15 protein-coding genes and 1 riboswitch are annotated in these 17,362 nt (G+C 64.2%); of the genes, 12 read left to right on the forward strand and 3 right to left on the reverse strand.

Going from position 1 to position 17,362, the window contains the following annotated elements; translation table 11 throughout:
- Positions 1-13: 13 nt before the first annotated feature.
- A riboswitch (cobalamin riboswitch) is annotated at positions 14-213 on the forward strand.
- A 109-nt stretch (positions 214-322) separates the two neighbouring features.
- From ACFY9W_RS11595 to ACFY9W_RS11615, 5 genes are read left to right on the forward strand one after another with little or no spacing between them, the layout of a single operon-like run.
- Entirely contained in the window at positions 323-1,333 is a 1,011-nt protein-coding gene (locus ACFY9W_RS11595) for an ABC transporter substrate-binding protein (protein ID WP_391129968.1), read from the forward strand.
- Positions 1,333-2,349 carry an iron chelate uptake ABC transporter family permease subunit gene (locus tag ACFY9W_RS11600; RefSeq protein WP_391129971.1) on the forward strand — a complete coding sequence of 339 codons (1,017 nt, stop codon included), beginning with the start codon at positions 1,333-1,335 and terminating at the stop codon, positions 2,347-2,349. The genes ACFY9W_RS11595 and ACFY9W_RS11600 overlap by 1 nt, the downstream gene beginning before the upstream one ends.
- Positions 2,346-3,134: an ATP-binding cassette domain-containing protein gene (locus ACFY9W_RS11605; protein ID WP_391129974.1), complete on the forward strand. Its 789-nt coding sequence runs from the start codon at positions 2,346-2,348 to the stop codon at positions 3,132-3,134. Before ACFY9W_RS11600 ends, ACFY9W_RS11605 begins: the two co-directional genes overlap by 4 nt.
- 17 nt (positions 3,135-3,151) lie before the next feature.
- Positions 3,152-3,586 (forward strand): pseudoazurin, encoded by a 435-nt coding sequence (locus tag ACFY9W_RS11610; RefSeq protein ID WP_391129977.1) that lies wholly within the window; start codon positions 3,152-3,154, stop codon positions 3,584-3,586.
- Positions 3,583-4,920, forward strand: coding sequence for an OprD family outer membrane porin (locus ACFY9W_RS11615; RefSeq protein WP_391129981.1), 1,338 nt, complete (start codon positions 3,583-3,585; stop codon positions 4,918-4,920). Before ACFY9W_RS11610 ends, ACFY9W_RS11615 begins: the two co-directional genes overlap by 4 nt.
- Positions 4,921-5,062: 142 nt before the next feature.
- Here ACFY9W_RS11615 and ACFY9W_RS11620 read toward each other — a convergent pair whose 3' ends face one another.
- On the reverse strand, positions 5,063-5,386 hold the full coding sequence (locus ACFY9W_RS11620; protein WP_391129984.1) for a hypothetical protein: 324 nt from the start codon (positions 5,384-5,386) through the stop codon (positions 5,063-5,065).
- 122 nt (positions 5,387-5,508) lie between these two features.
- Positions 5,509-6,006 (reverse strand): GNAT family N-acetyltransferase, encoded by a 498-nt coding sequence (locus tag ACFY9W_RS11625; RefSeq protein ID WP_391129987.1) that lies wholly within the window; start codon positions 6,004-6,006, stop codon positions 5,509-5,511.
- A gap of 129 nt (positions 6,007-6,135) precedes the next feature.
- Here ACFY9W_RS11625 and ACFY9W_RS11630 point away from each other — a divergent pair, with 129 nt between their 5' ends.
- The 7 genes from ACFY9W_RS11630 (at position 6,136) to ACFY9W_RS11660 (ending at position 14,076) form a co-directional block, all read left to right on the forward strand.
- Positions 6,136-6,615 carry a hypothetical protein gene (locus tag ACFY9W_RS11630; protein WP_391129990.1) on the forward strand — a complete coding sequence of 160 codons (480 nt, stop codon included), beginning with the start codon at positions 6,136-6,138 and terminating at the stop codon, positions 6,613-6,615.
- Between the two features lie 59 nt (positions 6,616-6,674).
- Entirely contained in the window at positions 6,675-7,715 is a 1,041-nt protein-coding gene (locus tag ACFY9W_RS11635; RefSeq protein ID WP_391129993.1) for a diguanylate cyclase, read from the forward strand.
- Between the two features lie 289 nt (positions 7,716-8,004).
- Positions 8,005-8,781, forward strand: coding sequence for an AAA family ATPase (locus ACFY9W_RS11640; RefSeq protein ID WP_391129996.1), 777 nt, complete (start codon positions 8,005-8,007; stop codon positions 8,779-8,781).
- Positions 8,782-8,948: 167 nt separating this feature from the next.
- Complete coding sequence (locus ACFY9W_RS11645) at positions 8,949-9,359, forward strand: DUF2946 family protein (protein WP_391129999.1); 411 nt, start codon at positions 8,949-8,951, stop codon at positions 9,357-9,359.
- Positions 9,360-9,427: 68 nt separating this feature from the next.
- Entirely contained in the window at positions 9,428-11,578 is a 2,151-nt protein-coding gene (locus ACFY9W_RS11650; RefSeq protein ID WP_391130002.1) for a TonB-dependent siderophore receptor, read from the forward strand.
- A 249-nt stretch (positions 11,579-11,827) separates the two neighbouring features.
- The gene (locus tag ACFY9W_RS11655; protein ID WP_391130005.1) at positions 11,828-12,586 is read left to right on the forward strand and encodes a hypothetical protein; all 759 of its coding nucleotides are present in this window, start codon (positions 11,828-11,830) and stop codon (positions 12,584-12,586) included.
- A 152-nt stretch (positions 12,587-12,738) separates the two neighbouring features.
- Positions 12,739-14,076: an MFS transporter gene (locus ACFY9W_RS11660; RefSeq protein WP_391130008.1), complete on the forward strand. Its 1,338-nt coding sequence runs from the start codon at positions 12,739-12,741 to the stop codon at positions 14,074-14,076.
- A gap of 130 nt (positions 14,077-14,206) precedes the next feature.
- Here the strand turns inward: ACFY9W_RS11660 and ACFY9W_RS11665 are convergent, their stop codons facing one another.
- Positions 14,207-17,353 (reverse strand): CusA/CzcA family heavy metal efflux RND transporter, encoded by a 3,147-nt coding sequence (locus ACFY9W_RS11665; RefSeq protein WP_391130011.1) that lies wholly within the window; start codon positions 17,351-17,353, stop codon positions 14,207-14,209.
- Positions 17,354-17,362: the final 9 nt, after the last annotated feature.

A 17,362-nucleotide genomic window follows, 5' to 3' on the forward strand; every position in this document is an offset into this window, starting at 1 on the left:
GGCGGTGCGATGGTCTACCATGCGGGCCGCCGGTTTCCGCCACGGAATTAATAGGGAATCCCAGGCCCGCCAACACGGGCCAAACGGAACTGCCCCCGCAACTGTAGGTGCCGAGCCTGCTCCATCAATGCCACTGGGCGTAATTGCCCGGGAAGGCTGGAGCCGGGCCATGACGCACCAGTCAGGAGACCTGCCGGCCTACATTCACCAACCGGCGGGGTGTCCGGGATTGGCCATCAGTGTTGCCCCTGCCAACGGCGGGGCGCGGCGATGCCTGTCCGTGCGTTCCTCACCCGAACTGTCCGATAGGAGATCGCCCAGCATGCTACCCCGTTTCGCCACCCTTCTCGCCGGCCTTGGCCTCACTGGCATGGCCCAGGCCGCTGCCACCCACTACCCGCTGACGGTCGAAAACTGCGGCAGGCCGCAAACCTTCGCCCAGGCGCCGCAACGCGCGGTCACCATCGGGCAGGCCGGCACTGAAATGCTCTACGCGCTGGGCCTGGGCGACAAACTGGCGGGCACCTCGTTGTGGTTCAACAACGTATTGCCCGAATACAAGGCACAAAACGACAAGGTGCCGCGCCTGGCCGACAACGACCCCAGCTTCGAGGCCGTAGTCGGCAAGCGACCGCAACTGGTGACGGTGCAGTTCGAGTGGATGGTTGGCGCACAGGGCGTGGTCGCTACCCGCGAGCAGTTCGACGAACTGAAAATACCCACCTACCTGCTGCCGTCGGACTGCGAAGGCAAGGACAACCTGGTCGGCGCCGACGGTACGCGCTTGCAAGCATTCCAGGTAGGCAGCATCTACAAAAGCGTCAGCCAGCTGGCCGAGATCTTCGATGTGCAGGACCGCGGCACTGCCCTGAATGCCGAGCTCAAAGGCCGCCTGGACGGTGCCAAGGCACAGCTTGCCGGCAAAGACCTGGCCGCCACATCGGCGCTGTTCTGGTTCTCCAGCGCCGACCTGGACATCGATCCTTACGTGGCCGGCCGCCAGGGCGTTGCCGACTTCATGCTGCGCACCCTGGGCGTGCGCAACGTGGTCGAATCCACCGAGGAATGGCCCACCGTAGGCTGGGAAACCCTGGCCAAGGCCAACCCTACCTGGCTGATCATCGCCCGCATGGACCGCCGCCGCTTCCCCGCCGACGACTACCAGAAGAAGCTGGAATTCCTGCGCAGTGACCCGGTAACCCGCAACATGGACGCGGTAAAGCACAACCGCATCATCATCCTCGACGCCGACGCCATGCAGGCCGGCATCCGCCTGTTCAGCAGCCTGCAAACATTGTCCGCGGCCTTCGCCAGCGGTAAAGCGGCCCAGTGATGATTCGCCTGTTACCTTACATGGCACTCGCCCTGGCGGCACTGCTGGTCGCCCTGCTGGCCGGCACTGCCATCGGCGAAACCAACCTGTCGCCCAGCGTGGTCGGCCAGGTGCTGGCCAATCACTTGTGGCAGGCTGGCTACCCGGTCGACCCGATCGACGCCGGCATCGTCTGGAACTACCGCCTTACCCGCACTTTGGTCGCCGCCGCTTGCGGTGCCGGGCTGGCCACTTGCGGGGTGATCCTTCAGGCGCTGCTGCGCAACCCGCTGGCCGAGCCGTACTTGCTGGGGCTATCCGCCGGCGCCTCCACCGGCGCCGTGCTGGTCGGCCTGCTGGGGCTGGGCAGCCTGACGTTGAGCATGTCTGCCGGGGCCTTCATCGGGGCCTTGGGTGCATTCGCGCTGGTGCTGGTGCTGGCGCGCGCAGCCGGGCCAGGCAGCAACAACGCCCAGGTGATCCTCGCCGGCATCGCCGGCTCGCAACTGTTCAACGCGCTTACCGCCTTTCTCATCACCAAGTCGGCCACCGCCGAGCAGGCCCGCGGCATCCTGTTCTGGTTGATGGGCAACCTCAGCGGCGTGCGCTGGCCGTCGGTGTGGCTGGCCGTGCCGGTGGCACTGTTCGGGCTGGTGGTGTGCCTGTTGCACCGCCGCGCGCTGGATGCGTTTACTTTCGGCGCCGATTCGGCTGCGTCGCTGGGCATTGCGGTGCGGCGCACCCAGCTACTGCTGATCAGCTGCGCGGCGCTGGTGACAGCCGTGATGGTCTCGATCGTGGGCGCCATCGGTTTTGTCGGGCTGGTGATTCCCCATGCCCTGCGCCTGCTGCTGGGCCCCGGCCACAGCCGCCTGCTGCCCGCCAGCGCCTTGGGCGGCGCGCTGTTCCTGATTGCCGCCGACATGCTGTCGCGCACGTTGATCACCGGCCAGGTGATCCCTGTGGGCGTGGTCACCGCGCTGATCGGTGCGCCAGTGTTCGCGCTGATCCTGGTCAGCCGCCGGGGGCGCCCATGACCGTGATGACGGCATTGCAATTGCCGCCCCTGAGTTGCCAGGGCCTGGGCTTGAAACTGGCCGAAAGCACCGTGCTCAGTGACATCGAGTTGAGCGTTGTTGCGGGTGAAACACTGGGCATCGTCGGCCCCAACGGGTCGGGCAAATCGTCCTTGCTAAAGGTGCTGGCCGGGTTGCGCAAGCCAGCCAGTGGCAGTGTGCACCTGCTTGGCGAACCGCTGGCGAAAATGCCCCGCCGCCGCATTGCCCAGGCCCTGGCGCTGGTCGAGCAGCAAGCCGATACACTCGATGCGATCAGCGTGTTTGACGCCGTTGCCCTGGGCCGTACGCCCTGGCTTTCAGCGTTGACGCCGTTCGGCGTGCAAGACCGCGCCATCGTCGAGCAAGCGCTCGCCGACCTCGACGCCCTGTACCTTCGCACACGCCTGTGGGGTTCGCTGTCGGGTGGCGAGCGCCAGCGCGTGCACATCGCCCGTGCCTTGGCGCAGCGCCCGCAGGTACTGCTGCTGGACGAGCCGACCAACCACCTGGACATCCAGCACCAGCTCAGCCTGCTGCAACAGGTTCAAACGCTGCCGGTGACCACCCTGGTGGCCCTGCACGACCTCAACCAGGCGCTCACCTGCGACCGCCTTGCAGTGCTCGACAAGGGCCGCCTGGTGGCCCTGGGCAAACCGATTGACGTCCTCACCCCCGAGCGCCTGCTGAGCACTTTCGGCGTGCATGCGCACTACCTCACCGACCCTTTCGACGGCGCGCGCATCCTGCGCTTTCGCGCCCCCTGAACCAGGAAGTTCTGCTGATGCTGTTGCGCCCTGCCGCCTTGCTGCTTGCCAGCGCCCTGCTTACCCCTGCCGCACTGGCCGAGGTGCATGAAGTGAAAATGCTCAACCGCGGCAGCGCGGGTGCGATGGTGTACGAGCCGGACCACCTGCGCATTGCCCCCGGCGACACCGTGCGCTTTCTGCCCACCCAGAGCGGGCACAATGCGGCCAGCGTGAGCGGCCTGCTGCCCAGCGGGGCCGAGCCATTCAAGAGCAAACTGAATCAGCCGTTCGAGCAGACCTTCAGCGTACCAGGCGTGTACGGCATCCAGTGCATTCCGCACCTGGCAATGGGCATGGTGATGGTGATCCAGGTGGGTGATGCGCCGGCTGCCGAGCTGCCGTCCAGCCTGCCCGCACGGGCCAAGGCCCGCTTCGCTGAGCAGTTGCAGAAGCTTGGGGGCGGCCAATGACCCGGCTTTTCTGGGCACTGCCACTACTGGGGCTGGCACCCGTTGCCCTGGCCGACTCCGCGCAGTCGCAAAGCCCCGGTTTTGTCGAAGGTAGCAGTTGGAACATTCTCAACCGCAGCGTATTCGACCAGCGCGACTACAAACACGGTGGGCGCAACAGTGCCGGGCGCAACGCCTACAAACCGCGCAGCGAACGTAATGGCAAGGCTGAGGAATGGGCCTACGGCCTGATGGGGACTTTTCAGTCCGGCTTCACCCAGGGCCTGATCGGTGTCGGTGTCGACGCCCATGCCTATCTGGGCGTACAACTCGACAGTGGCGGCGGACGTGCAGGCAAAGCGCGCTTGCTGGGCGTGGATAACGACGGGCACCCGAAAAACGAATACAGCCGTGCGGGCGCGGCGCTGAAACTGCGGGTATCCAACACTGTGCTGTCCTATGGCGAGCAACGGGTGAAAACCCCGGTGTTCAGCTCCTCCGACAGCCGCCTGCTGCCCGAGACGGCAACCGGCTTTTTCCTCACCAGCAACGAATTCGACACGCTGAAGATGGTGGCCGGGCACTTCAACGAAAGCACCGACCGCAATGCCTCCAGCCACGACCAGGGGTTCGTGGTGAACTACTCCAACGCCAAGCAGGGCAACAGCTTCGACCTGGCCGGTGTGGCCTGGAACCCCGGCGCCGCCTTCAGCGGCAGCCTGTACACCTCGCGCTACGAGGACAGCTGGAACCAGCACTACCTGGGCAGCACCCTCAGCCATGTGCTGGATGACCGTCGCAGCCTCAGCCTGGACCTTAACCTGTACCGCACCACCGATACCGGCAAGGCGCTGTCCGGGCGCATCGACAACACCACCTGGAGCCTGGTCTCGCGCTACAACCAGGGGCCGCACGGTTTCAGCCTGGGCTGGCAGCAGGTAGACGGCAACACCCCGTTCGACTATGTGACGCGTGGGGCAATTTTCATTGCCAACGCCGTGCAGATGTCGGACTTCAACGCACCGAACGAGAAGTCATGGCAGGCACGTTATGACCTGAACATGGGGGCTTATGGAGTACCGGGGCTGAACCTGACGGCGTTGTACGTGCGCGGGTTCGATATCGACGGCACACATGTCGACCCCAATGGTGGGTATGCGTACCTGGGGTATGGCAAGGGCGGCAAGCATTGGGAACGGGACCTGGAGGCGCGCTACGTGGTGCAGAGCGGCAAGGCCAAGGGGACGACGTTCTCGGTGCGGCATAACGTACATCGGGGCAACACGGCGCAGGCGGAGCTGGACGGCGACCAGATACGGTTGGCGGTGGAGTGGCCGCTTTCTGGGGGGTTCTGATAGATCGAGTCGCCTGGGTTGGGGCTGCTTTGCAGCCCATCGCGACACAAGGCCGCTCCCACAGGGATCGCGATAACCCCGGATTGCGCGATCCCTGTGGGAGCGGCCTTGTGTCGCGAAAGGGCCGCAAAGCGGCCCCCGTTCAGGCAACCGAACTGCCAGCAGGCAGCAGCCCCCACTCCGCCCGCTCCTGCTCACTCATCATCACCACCACCTCGGCGAACGTCCGTGCCAGCTCGGAACTGACATTGCCAAACACCCGATAATTGGTCAGCAAGTAGCGCTTCACAGCCCTTGGCCAGCGCCCCTCCTTGTGGGCCATGTTGATGATGCCTTTGGCGTCGTGACGTGACGCCCCACGCCACAGTTCCGCCAGCCTGTTCTCGAAATCACCGAAGGTCCACGGGTCAGCGCGGTCTTCGAATTCGTCCAGCAGCTTGAGTTTGTACAGGGCCATGTATGGCATCAAGAATCTCCCTTGGGTGCAATGAGTCAGCGGTGCACACAGGAAGGTAAGCAAGCCGGGCCGCTTTTGAAATGAACGCGTCGGTCACGTCCAAGGCGCCGTTGTAGGCACTTTCCCACAAATCAGCGTAATTGCAGTTGCATGTGCGTGGTTTGCCAGACCGGGTCTTGTTCCACATCCACCACCGCAAACCCTTGCCGCTCCCAGAACGCAATCGCACCCGGCAGAAACGGATGCGTATGCAGGTACAGGCAGCCGATACCCGCCTGTTCCGCCCGAGCACGCAAGGCACCGAACAACGCGCCAGCCAGGCCATGCCTGCGGTACTCTGGCAGCACGAACAGGCGGACCACCTCGACAACCCGCTCAGCATGGTAATCAAGCTGGGCAAAACGGTGGTCATAGGGCAGGTAACCGATCACCGCGACCAGCCGCCCTTCATCACGGGCTTCAAGAAAGCATCCCGCACCGTCCAGGTAGGCGTCGGCAAAGTGCGCAAGGTCACGCGGCAATGGCGCCTGGGCAAGCATCGGGAACAGCTCGCGGCGAGCGCTGTCGACAAATGCGACGACTTCGGCAATGGCGGCGCGCGCCACAGGTTGCAAGGTCCAGTTCGGCATGGGGCTGCTGGCAATGGTTGGAGGCCACGGTTCTACCCCAGCACGCCGCACAAGGCAAATCACAAAGCGCGCCTGGCCAGGCGCAGATCGGTATAATCGGCCGTCTTCACTGCCCGACCAGGCCACGCCATGCCTCGCTTCCAGAAGTTGCTGTTGCCCCTGCTGCTGACTGCCGCCCTCGCCGCCTGTGACCAGAAGCCCTCCCGTGAAGAGCAGATCCTTGCCCAGCTTCCGCTGCAGGACGCCTATACGCACAACATCGAGCGCATGGCCGCGTTGCTTGGCCGTACCCACCCGCAGCTGCCGCAAGCCACCATCCAGGATGTACTGCGCAAGCACCTCACCGTCGAGGACCAGCGCCAGGACCTGTTCCGGCTGTACAGCGAAAAGAACTTCAGCGACGCCGAGTTCGCCACCATCGTTGCTGCCACCCAGGACCCGGCCAAGGCCCGCGCCCTGGAAAACACCGAAGCCGGCAAGCACCTGAGCGAAAAACTCACGGCCCTGATGCGCGAAACAGCACGCGATGCAAAGGTGCAGGCCTTGGTCGAGCAGCGTATGCAACAGGTGGAAGACGAACTGGATGCGCTGGAAAAGGCAGGTTCTTGAACGCGACACGCAAGGTCATCCCCATTGCGTAGCCTTTACCCGATACCTCGAGGTCAGGATTGCCACACGCCAAGCACGGACTGCGCCTGGATCTGCGCACACTCATTCTGGTGCTCTGCGCCCTCACTGCGTTGGTCATGCTGTGCGCCAGCTATTTTGCCAGCTACCGGGTACAGCGCCAGTTGCTGATCGACCATTCGCTGGAAGCCAACCGGGTTTACGCAGCGAAGCTGGCAGCCATCACCGAAACCTTTATCGGTAACGCGCTTCAGCAACTTTCGTTCAGCGCGGGTGTACAGGGTCGGCAACTGGCTGATGCCCAGGCCATGCAGGCGGAGACTGACCGTGTACTGGGCCAGAGCATGGCTTTCAATTCTACGTTCGTGCTCGATGCCGACGGCGTGCTGCTGGCAATTTCCCCGGCCCCACTGAGCCACCTGGTGCTCAACGTGGTGGGCACGTCTGCGCCCTTGGCGCTGGTGGGCTGCCTACTGCTGTGGTGGCTGGCCATGACCATCGCCCGGCCACTGTGGCAGTTGGCGGCCGGCGCCCGCTCGATGGACCACGCAGGCACCGCCGAGCGCTTGCATCGCGTGCGGGCGTGGTACTTCGAGGCGGCCGAACTCAAGCGCGCCCTGCTGTTCGGGCTGAACCTGCTGCAGGAACGCATCGGCCGGCTCAACCGCGACGCCCAGACCGACCCGCTGACTGGTCTCGGCAACCGCCGCAGCATGGAACTCAGCCTGTCGTTACTGGAAGCCGAAGGGCGGGCATTTGCGGCCACTGCGCTGGACATCGACCATTTCAAGCGGGTCAACGACAACCATGGGCACGACGTCGGCGACCAGGTGCTGCGAAAGCTGGCAGAGCTGATGCGCCGTTGTTGCCGCGAGGGCGACCTGCTGTGCCGCACCGGCGGCGAGGAGTTCTTGATGCTGTTACCGGGGGCCAGCCTGGAGGCGGCGGCAGTAGTGGGCGAGCGGCTGCGCGTAACGGTTAAGGATACGCCGTTGGAGCCTGTGGGTGCGGTGACCATTTCGCTGGGGGTGGCGCGCTGGGATGGCGAGGCGGGTGCTGAGCCTGCGCAAGCATTGGGCTAGGCTGACCGGGCGCTGTACCGGGCCAAGCAGGAGGGGCGCAATCGGCTGGTGGTTGGCTGAGTTTCTTGTTTCTTCTGTGCCGGCCCTTTCGCGGGCTTGCCCGCTCCCACAGGGTTCTGCTCAGGGTTTGAAACTTGTGTAGTACCTGTGGGAGCGGGCAAGCCCGCGAAGAGGCCGGCACAGGCAAGTATGAAACCTGCAGTTGTAACAATGCTTGTCATAAAACTGTCGTGTTGCCGTCATAGGATTGACCCCAACCTGACATTTTCTCTTCATGGATGAGCATCTCATGCGTCGTGTGGTTTTCAATCAGAAAGGTGGCGTCGGTAAATCCAGCATCGCCTGTAACCTCGCCGCCGCCAGTGCCGCCGAGGGCTACCGCACCTTGCTGGTCGACCTCGACCCGCAGGCCAATGCCACCTACTACCTGACCGGCCTGGTCAACGACGCCATACCTGCCGGCATCGCCGATTTCTTCCGCCAGACCTTGTCGCCGGTCACCGCCGCCGGCAAAAAGCACCGCGTGGCAATCACCGAAACCCGCTACAGCAACCTGCACCTGGTTACCGCGAGCCCCGACCTCAGCGACCTGCAAAGCAAGCTGGAGAGCAAGTTCAAGATCAACAAACTGCGCAAGCTGCTGGTGGAGCTTGGCGAGGACTACGAACGCATCTACATCGACACCCCGCCGGCGCTCAATTTCTACACTTTCAGCGCGCTGGTGGCGGCCGAGCGCCTGCTTATCCCGTTTGACTGCGACAGCTTCTCGCGCCAGGCCCTGCACAGTGTCATGGCCGAGGTCGAAGAACTGCGCCAGGACCACAACCCGGCGCTGCAAGTGGAGGGCGTAGTGGTCAACCAGTTTGCCGGGCGCACTGCCCTGCACCAGACCCTGGTCGACCAGTTGCGCGGCGAAGGTTTGCCCGTGCTGCCGGTGTACCTGAGCAGTTCGATCAAGATGCGTGAATCGCACCAGGCGTCGGTGCCGTTGGTACACCTGGCGCCGCGGCACAAACTGGCGATGGAGTTTGTCGATTTGCTGGATGTGCTGGAGCGCGCGGCCTGACAGACCCTGGGGCGCTTTGCGCCCCTATCGCGACACAAGGCCGCTCCCACAGGAACCGAGGTCTCCTGTGGGAGCGGCCTTGTGTCGCGATAGGGCTGCAAAGCAACCCCAGAATCTCGCAGCAAAAGAGCTACCCGACCGTTCATCCGAATGGTAGATTCCCCGCCATGAAAACCACCCGCCATACACGCGCACTGACGGCCTGGACGCTCTACGCCAGCGTCCTGTTCAGCCTGTTGCTGTGCGGCCTGCACCATGGCCAGATGGGCGGCCTGCGCCTGGCCGGCCTGGAAGGTGGCTTCTGCTCGGTCAACAGCGAGCACGGCGTGGCCATCGACCTGGACGGCGCGGGTGGTGACCAGCACATGGCCCAGCTCGACTGCCCGGTGTGCTCCTCGTTCGGCCTGGCCGTACCACTGAGCAGCGGCGGCTGGTCGTTCACCCCGTCGCAGGCCGTGGCCAACTCACCCATTGTGGTGCGCAGCTGGGCGCAGCCGCCACCGCGCTATCAACGCCCCGCCCTCAATCCCCGCGCCTCCCCCAGCGTCATTCCCGCAGCCGTACTTCATTTCGCCTGACCTCAGCCGGGCGCGCCTGCGTGCGCGCTCGCCGTCAGCCATGGCCTTTGCGTGGAAGACACACCAACATGCTTCGCAAAACCTCCCTGGTGCTCCTGATGGGCACCTGCAGCTTTGCCTGCGCTGAAAACGCCCCCGTGGAACTGGGCGCCACCACCATCGACGGCGAGCGCGACGCCGCCACCGGCGTACAACTGGACGAGCCGATCCGCACCGGCTCGCGCCTGGGCCTGACTGCGCGAGAAACACCTGCCTCGGTCAGTGTTTCGGACCGCCGCCTGATCGAAGAACGCGGTGCCAAGGACAGCCAGGACGTGGTCAACGCCATGACCGGGGTGAATGCCTCGGCCAACCCGGGTTTTGGCGGCTTCGTCGCCTACCGCGGCTTCACCCAGAACCAGGTCACCCAGTTGTACAATGGCATCAACCTGGGCTACAGCAGTGCTACCCGGCCCGTGGATGCCTGGGTGCTCGACCGCGTCGAGCTGATTGGCGGGCCATCCTCGTTCCTGCATGGTGCAGGCGCAGTAGGCGGTTCGATCAACTACATCACCAAGCTCGCCAGCCGCGACCAGCAGACCATTGACGGGCGGATACGCTATGGCAGTTTCGACGACAGCGAGGTGGCGTTCGGTATCAACCAGGCACTGGCCAGCAACCCCGCCGATGCCCGCCATTTCATGCGCCTGGACTTCAGCCGTGGGCACGGTAACGGCTACGTCGACCGCAACGAACGGCACACCGACAGCCTGGCTTTTTCGCTGCTCAGCGACATGGCCCCCAACCTCACCCACACCCTGGCGCTGGAGTACCAGGAAGACCGCGAAGACAGCCCCTACTGGGGCTCGCCGATCCTGCCCGGGCGCAGCACCATGAAGATCGACAACAGCCGCCGCTTCGAAAACTACAACGTCGCTGACGGCCGCTATGAGCAACGGGTACGCTGGCTACGCTCGATCCTCGACTACCAGGTCAGCGACAGCACCAGCGTGCAGAACACGCTTTACCACTACAACGCCCAGCGCGACTACCGCAACCTTGAACGTTACGCCTACACCCGCGATGGCCAGGTGCAACGCAGCAGCCCGTACCTGCAACGCCACGACCAGAACCTGCTGGGCGACCGCATCGAGCTGCGCCACGACAACCAGTTGTTCGGCCTGGCCAGCCAATGGTCACTGGGGCTGGAGTACTCGCGCATGCGCCAGACCCTGTACCCCACCTCGGGCAGCTGGAGCGATGTGGTCGATGCCGATCACTTCGACCCCGGCAGCTTCGATGACATCCCGGGCGTGAACGCCGGCCTGACCAAGCAACGCCGCCACGAGGTGACCAACCGTGCGCTGTTTGCCGAAAACCGCCTGCAACTCACCGAGCGCCTGGCGCTGCTGACCGCCTTGCGCTACGACTACCTGGACATGGAAGTCACCAACTACGGCGCAGTCACCCCCACCTCACCGGCCTACTTCGAGCGGCGCTGGGAACCGCTGTCCGGGCGCATCGGCCTGACCTATGCCCTGACGCCTTCGGCCAGCCTGTATGCGCAGTACAGCACCTCCGCCGACCTGCCCGCCGGTTCGCTGGCGGCGGCGACCTACTCCAATGTGGGGCTGTTCGACCTGTCCAAGGGCGAGCAATGGGAAGTGGGCAGCAAGTTCGACTTCCTCGACGGGCGCGGTGCGGCCACGCTGGCGCTGTACCAGATCGTGCGCAAGGACTTTGCCGTGCGTGACTCGAACGACGCCAACCTGACGGTGCAGGCCGGGCAGCAGACCTCGCGCGGGGTCGAACTGTCCGGGCGCCTGCAAGTCACCCCGAAGTTGCTGGCCGAAGCCAACTACGCCTACGTCGATGCGCAATACGATGAGTTCAACGAAGCGGTCAACGGCGTGTCGGTGTCACGCAAGGGCAATGCACCGACCAACGTACCGGCCAATGTCGCCAACCTGTGGCTGACCTACAGCTTGTCACCGGCCTGGTCGGTGGGCGCGGATGGGCGCTACGTGGGCTCGGTGTATGCCGACAACGCCAACAGCCTCAAGGCCCCGGCCTACACCCTGTTCGGCGCGTTCGCCCGCTACCGGCTGGATGAACACACCACGCTGACCGGGCGGGTGCGCAACCTGACCGACGAGGTGTATGCCAAGCAGGCCTACAACAGCCAGTACTACATGGGGCCACCGCGCACCTTCGAGCTGGCGCTGGACATGCGCTTCTAAGCGCAAGCGGGTTCCCTGTGGGAGCGGGCGCGTCGAGGCGTCGAACCGCCGCGAAGTATCCAACGCGGTGCATGGCACCGGCTGCGCCGGTATTCGCGGGCGCGCCCGCTCCCACAGGTATCTTGCAGGTTTCAGGCTCCCCCGATTCTCCACAACAACTACACAAAAGTATCGGGCAGTTTGAGTGATAATATTGGTTCTCAACAACGCCGGCATGTAGGCCGGCTCCATCACATCAAGGAAGTTTCTGTGTTCAGATCGTTGTCTCCGGCAATCATGGCTGCCGCACTCATCGCCTTGGCAGGTTGCCAGAACCGGCCTGCCTCCGAGGAAGACAAACAGGCGCGCCAGACTTTCGTCAGCGACATGCAAAACGTCTTGAGGCTGGGTATTGCCACAGCCGATACCGGCAAGCAGATCGGCGTGGTCATGCTGAATGTCAAACTCGACCGGAACTCCGCGCCCACCAGTTGCAAAGCCAGCAAGCCACCGATGAAATACGAAACGGTATTGCCAGCCGACCTTGTCCGCTCGGACTTCAATGCCTTGGCAAGCATGGTCGAGGCGCAGTGCTGGAAGACCATCTACCCCGTGGTGCCCAAGTCGATGCGCGATGAGGACGGCACGGTGGAAGTACGGGCGCCGATGTTCGTGGTGCTGCCTTCATACGCCCAGGCACCCGACACCGCAAGGCGCCAGGCCAATGCACAGCGCGAATTCTTCTGGCAGCACCTGTTCCGCGACCAGCCGGTAGACAGCATTGGCAGGGCCTCGCTCTACTACGAAGCAAACGCACAGGGCAACGTCCAGGGCTGCCTGGTACAGATTTACCCCCACCCGAACCGGCCAGATGATTTCCGCCTCGATGGCAAACTGCAGGCCGAACTGAACAGCCGCTGCATGGCGCTGAACCTGAGCCAGCTGCCTGGCTTCAGCACCGACGCGCACGGCCAGGCCAAGGGCTACAGTGAACTGGAGTACGCCCCCTGGAAAGTGGGCCGGCTGTAACCCGCCACAGCGGTTGAATCAGGTATCCCGAGGTCGCCCTCGACAAAGCGCCCTGCTGCGCCCGACGATCTACTGGCAAGCACAACAAATGATGGCGCGGCCCGACCGCGCCACGTTCATCATGGCTGCCAATGGAACCGGAGAGCTCCCGCATGTCCGCACCTCATGAGGTATCCCCCGCCACCTTGCGCCGGGTGATCGCCGCCTCGGCAATCGGCAACTTCGTCGAATGGTTCGACTTTGCCGTCTATGGCTTTCTCGCCACGCTGATCGCCAGCCAGTTCTTTGCCAGCGAAGACACCAGCGTGGCCTTGCTCAAGACCTTTGCGGTGTTCGCCGTGGCCTTTGCCCTGCGCCCGCTGGGCGGGATCGTGTTCGGTGCGCTGGGCGACCGCCTGGGGCGCAAGCGCATCCTGTCGCTGACCATCCTCTTGATGGCAGGCTCCACCACCCTGATCGGCCTGCTGCCCACCTACGCCAGCATCGGCCTGGCCGCCCCTGCGCTGCTTACCCTGGCGCGTTGCCTGCAAGGCTTTTCTGCCGGTGGCGAGTACGCCGGGGCCTGCGCCTACCTGATGGAGCACGCACCCAGCGACAAACGTGCCTTCTATGGCAGCTTCGTGCCGGTCTCGACCTTTTCCGCCTTTGCCTGCGCCGCCGTGATTGCCTATGGCCTGGAGGCCAGCCTGTCGGCCGAAGCGATGAATGCCTGGGGTTGGCGCGTTCCGTTCCTGATCGCCGCACCGCTGGGGCTGGTTGGCTTGTACCTGCGCTGGCGCATGGAAGAAACCCCGGCATTTCGCGAAGCCGTCGCCCAGGGCAAGGAGCACGAGCATTCGCCGCTCAAGGAAACCCTGCGCAACCATGGCCGGGTCATTCGCAACCTGGGGGCGTTCATCTCGCTGACCGCGCTGTCGTTCTACATGTTCACCACCTACTTCGCCACCTACCTGCAACTGGTGGGTAACCTGACCCGCGCGCAATCGCTGCTGGTGACCACCGTGGCGCTGTTGTTCGCCGCCGTTGGCTGCCCGCTGGCCGGGGTGTTCTCGGACCGAGTCGGGCGGCGCAAGACCATCGGCTTTACCTGCCTATGGGTGATGCTGTGCGTGTTCCCGGCGTACTGGCTGGCCAGCTCGGGCTCGATGTCCGGCGCTCTGATCGGGGTGATCCTGCTGGCGGTGGGGGCGCTGTGCAGCGGCGTGGTGACCGCGGCGTTGCTGTCGGAAAGTTTCCCAACCCGAACCCGCTATACCGCTTCGGCGATTACCTACAACGTGGCCTATACGCTGTTTGGCGGTACCGCGCCGCTGGTGGCAACCTGGCTGATCGGGCAGACCGGCAGCAGCCTGGCTCCGGCGTTCTACCTGGTGGTGATTGCGCTGGTGGCGTTGGTGGGCGGGTTGGCGTTGCCGGAGACTTCGCGGATATCGCTGCATGATGAGGTGGGAGCTGACCGCGTACAGCCTGGAGCCCGTAGTACCGCCTGAGATTTTTGGGGCTGCTTTGCAGCCCATCGCAGGCAAGCCAGCTCCTGCAGGGACCGCGTAATCTTCCGGCTGACGCGGTCCCTGTAGGAGCTGGCTTGCCTGCGATGGGCCGCACAGCGGCCCCAAATTCTCAGCCCTCCTGCACCTCCTCGCGCCGGTACGCCCACTGGTACAACGCCGGCAACACCAACAACGTCAAGGCGGTAGAAGACAAGATCCCGCCAATCACCACCGTCGCCAGCGGCCGCTGCACCTCAGCCCCGGTCCCGGTCGCCAACGCCATCGGGATGAACCCCAGCGAAGCCACCAGCGCCGTCATCAGTACCGGCCGCAAGCGCGTCAGCGCGCCCTCCTCAACCGCTACCCGCAGCGGGCGCCCTTCTTCGCGCAAACTGCGGATAAAGGCAATCATCACCAGCCCGTTGAGTACCGCCACCCCCGACAAGGCAATAAACCCCACCCCCGCAGAAATGGACAGCGGAATATCCCGCAACCACAGCGCCAGCACCCCGCCGGTCAGGGCAAACGGAATACCGGTGAACACCAGCAAGCCATCCTTGAGGTTGTTGAACATCATCAGCAACAGCGCCATGACCAGCAGCAAGGCCACCGGCACTACCACCTGCAAACGCTCGGCCGCCGACTGCAACTGCTCGAACTGCCCACCCCAGCGCGTCCAGTAACCCGGTGGAATCTGCACCTGCTGTATCAGCGTCTGTTCGGCATCCTTCACGAACGAGCCCAGGTCACGCCCTCGCACATTGGCACTGACCACCACCACCCGTTTGCCATCTTCGCGGCTGACCTGGTTAGGCCCCAGTTGCAGGTTCAACGTGGCCACCTGCGACAGCGGGATGAAGCCGATTTGCGCAGCGCCCGCAGCGGCACTGGCCGGTACCGGAATCAGCAGGCTGCCCAAGCCGTCCACATCGGTACGCAAGGTTTCGGGCAGGCGCACCACCATGTCGAAACGGCGATCGCCTTCATACAGCGTGCCCGCCGTGCGGCCCCCCACTGCAATCGCGATGGCATCCTGCACATCACCCACGTTCAGGCCGTGACGGGCCGCCTTGTCGCGGTCGATGTCGATGGTCAGCACGGGCAGGCCGGTGGTCTGCTCAACCTTCACCTCGGACGCACCCGGTACCCCTTGCAGGCTGCTGGCGATCTGCGCGGCGGTGCGGTTGAGCACGTCCATGTCATCACCGAACAGCTTAACCGCCACATCGCTGCGCACCCCGGAAATCAGCTCGTTGAAACGCAACTGGATAGGCTGCGACAGCTCGTGGTTGCTGCCCGGTACGCTGGCGGCCGCACGTTGAACCTCCGCGATCAGTTCGTCACGCGGTTTGCCCGGGTCTACCCACTGCTCGCGCGGGCGCAACATCACATAGGCGTCGGAAATGTTCGGCGGCATCGGGTCGGAGGCGATCTCGGCGGTGCCGGTACGCGCAAACACCCGCTCCACTTCCGGCACCTGGGCGATGATCGCTCGCTCCAGGCGCTGTTGCATGTCCACCGACTGCGACAGGCTGGTACCCGGCACGCGCAACGCCTGCAAGGCAAAGTCGCCCTCGCTGAGGCTGGGGATGAACTCACTGCCCATGCGGCTGGCCATGACTCCGGACAGCAGCACCAAAGTAGCCGCCGCGGCAAACGCCAGCTTGCGCCGGCCCAGCACCCAGGCCAGCACCGGGGCATAGCGCTGGCGCGCCGTGCGCATCACCAGGCCTTCTTCTTCCTTGACCTTGCCGGTAACGAACAGGGCGATGGCTGCCGGCACGAAGGTGACCGAGAGAATCATCGCACCCAGCAGGGCCATGACCACGGTAAAGGCCATGGGGTGGAACATCTTGCCCTCGACCCCGGTCAGGGCAAAGATCGGCAGGTACACCACCATGATGATCAGCTGCCCGTAGATCAGCGGCCGGCGCGCCTCGCGGGCTGCGGCAAACACTTCATGGAAGCGCTCGCTGCGGGTGAGCATGCGGCCATGGCGTTGCTGGGCGTGGGCCAGGCGGCGGATGGCGTTTTCCACGATGACCACGGCACCGTCGACAATGATGCCGAAGTCCAGCGCCCCCAGGCTCATGAGGTTGGCGCTGACCTTGTTACTGAACATGCCGGTAAAGGTGAACAGCATCGACAACGGGATGACCATGGCGGTGATCAGCGCGGCACGGATGTTACCCAGGAACAGGAACAGCACGGCGATGACCAGGATGGCGCCTTCGACCAGGTTCTTCTTCACCGTGGCGATGGCTTTTTCCACCAGGTTGGTGCGGTCGTACACCGTCACCGCCACCACGCCCTTGGGCAGGTTGCGGTTGATCTCGACCAGTTTGGCCGCAACCGCCTGGGACACCGTGCGGCTGTTCTCGCCAATCAGCATGAACACCGTGCCCAGCACCACTTCCCGGCCATTCTCGGTGGCCGCACCCGAGCGCAGCTCTTCGCCCAGGCCAACCTCGGCCACATGGCTGACGCGAATCGGTGTGCCGTCGACGCTGGAAATGACGATATTGGCGATGTCTGCGGCCGAGGCCACCTGGCCCGGCGCCCGGATCAGCAACTGCTCGCCGTTGCGCTCGATGTAACCGGCACCCACGTTGGCGTTGTTGCGCTCCAGCGCCGCGATCAGGTCGTTGAGGGTAATCTTGTAGGCCGCCAGTCGCTTGGGCTCTGGTGCAATCAGGTATTGCTTGGCGTGGCCACCGATGCTGTTCACTTCAGCCACCCCTGGCACATTGCGCAACTGCGGCTTGATGATCCAGTCCTGGATCACCCGCAGGTCGGTCGGCGTGTAGGGCGTGCCGTCCTCCTTCAGGGCCCCCTGTTCGGCTTCCACGGTCCACAGGAAGATCTCGCCCAGGCCGGTGGAAATCGGCCCCATGCCTGCTTCGATCCCTTCGGGCAATTGCTCGCGGGCCACTTGCAGGCGCTCGTTGACCAGCTGACGCGCGAAGAACAGGTCGGTGCCATCATCGAAAATGACCGTGACCTGCGACAGGCCCGAGCGCGACAGCGAACGGGTCTGCTTCAGCCCAGGCAGGCCGGCCATGGCCGTCTCGATGGCGAAGGTGATGCGTTGCTCGGTCTCCAGCGGCGAGTAGCCGGGCGCGGCGGTGTTGATCTGCACCTGGACGTTGGTGATGTCCGGCACAGCGTCGATCGGCAGTTTCTGGTAGCTGTGGATACCCACCGCGGCCATCAGGACCACGGCCAGCATCACCACCAGGCGCTGCTCGATGGCGAATTGGATCAGGCGTTCGAACATGCAGGTGTC

The organism is Pseudomonas sp. NPDC008258, assembly GCF_042956345.1.
Taxonomy (GTDB): domain Bacteria; phylum Pseudomonadota; class Gammaproteobacteria; order Pseudomonadales; family Pseudomonadaceae; genus Aquipseudomonas.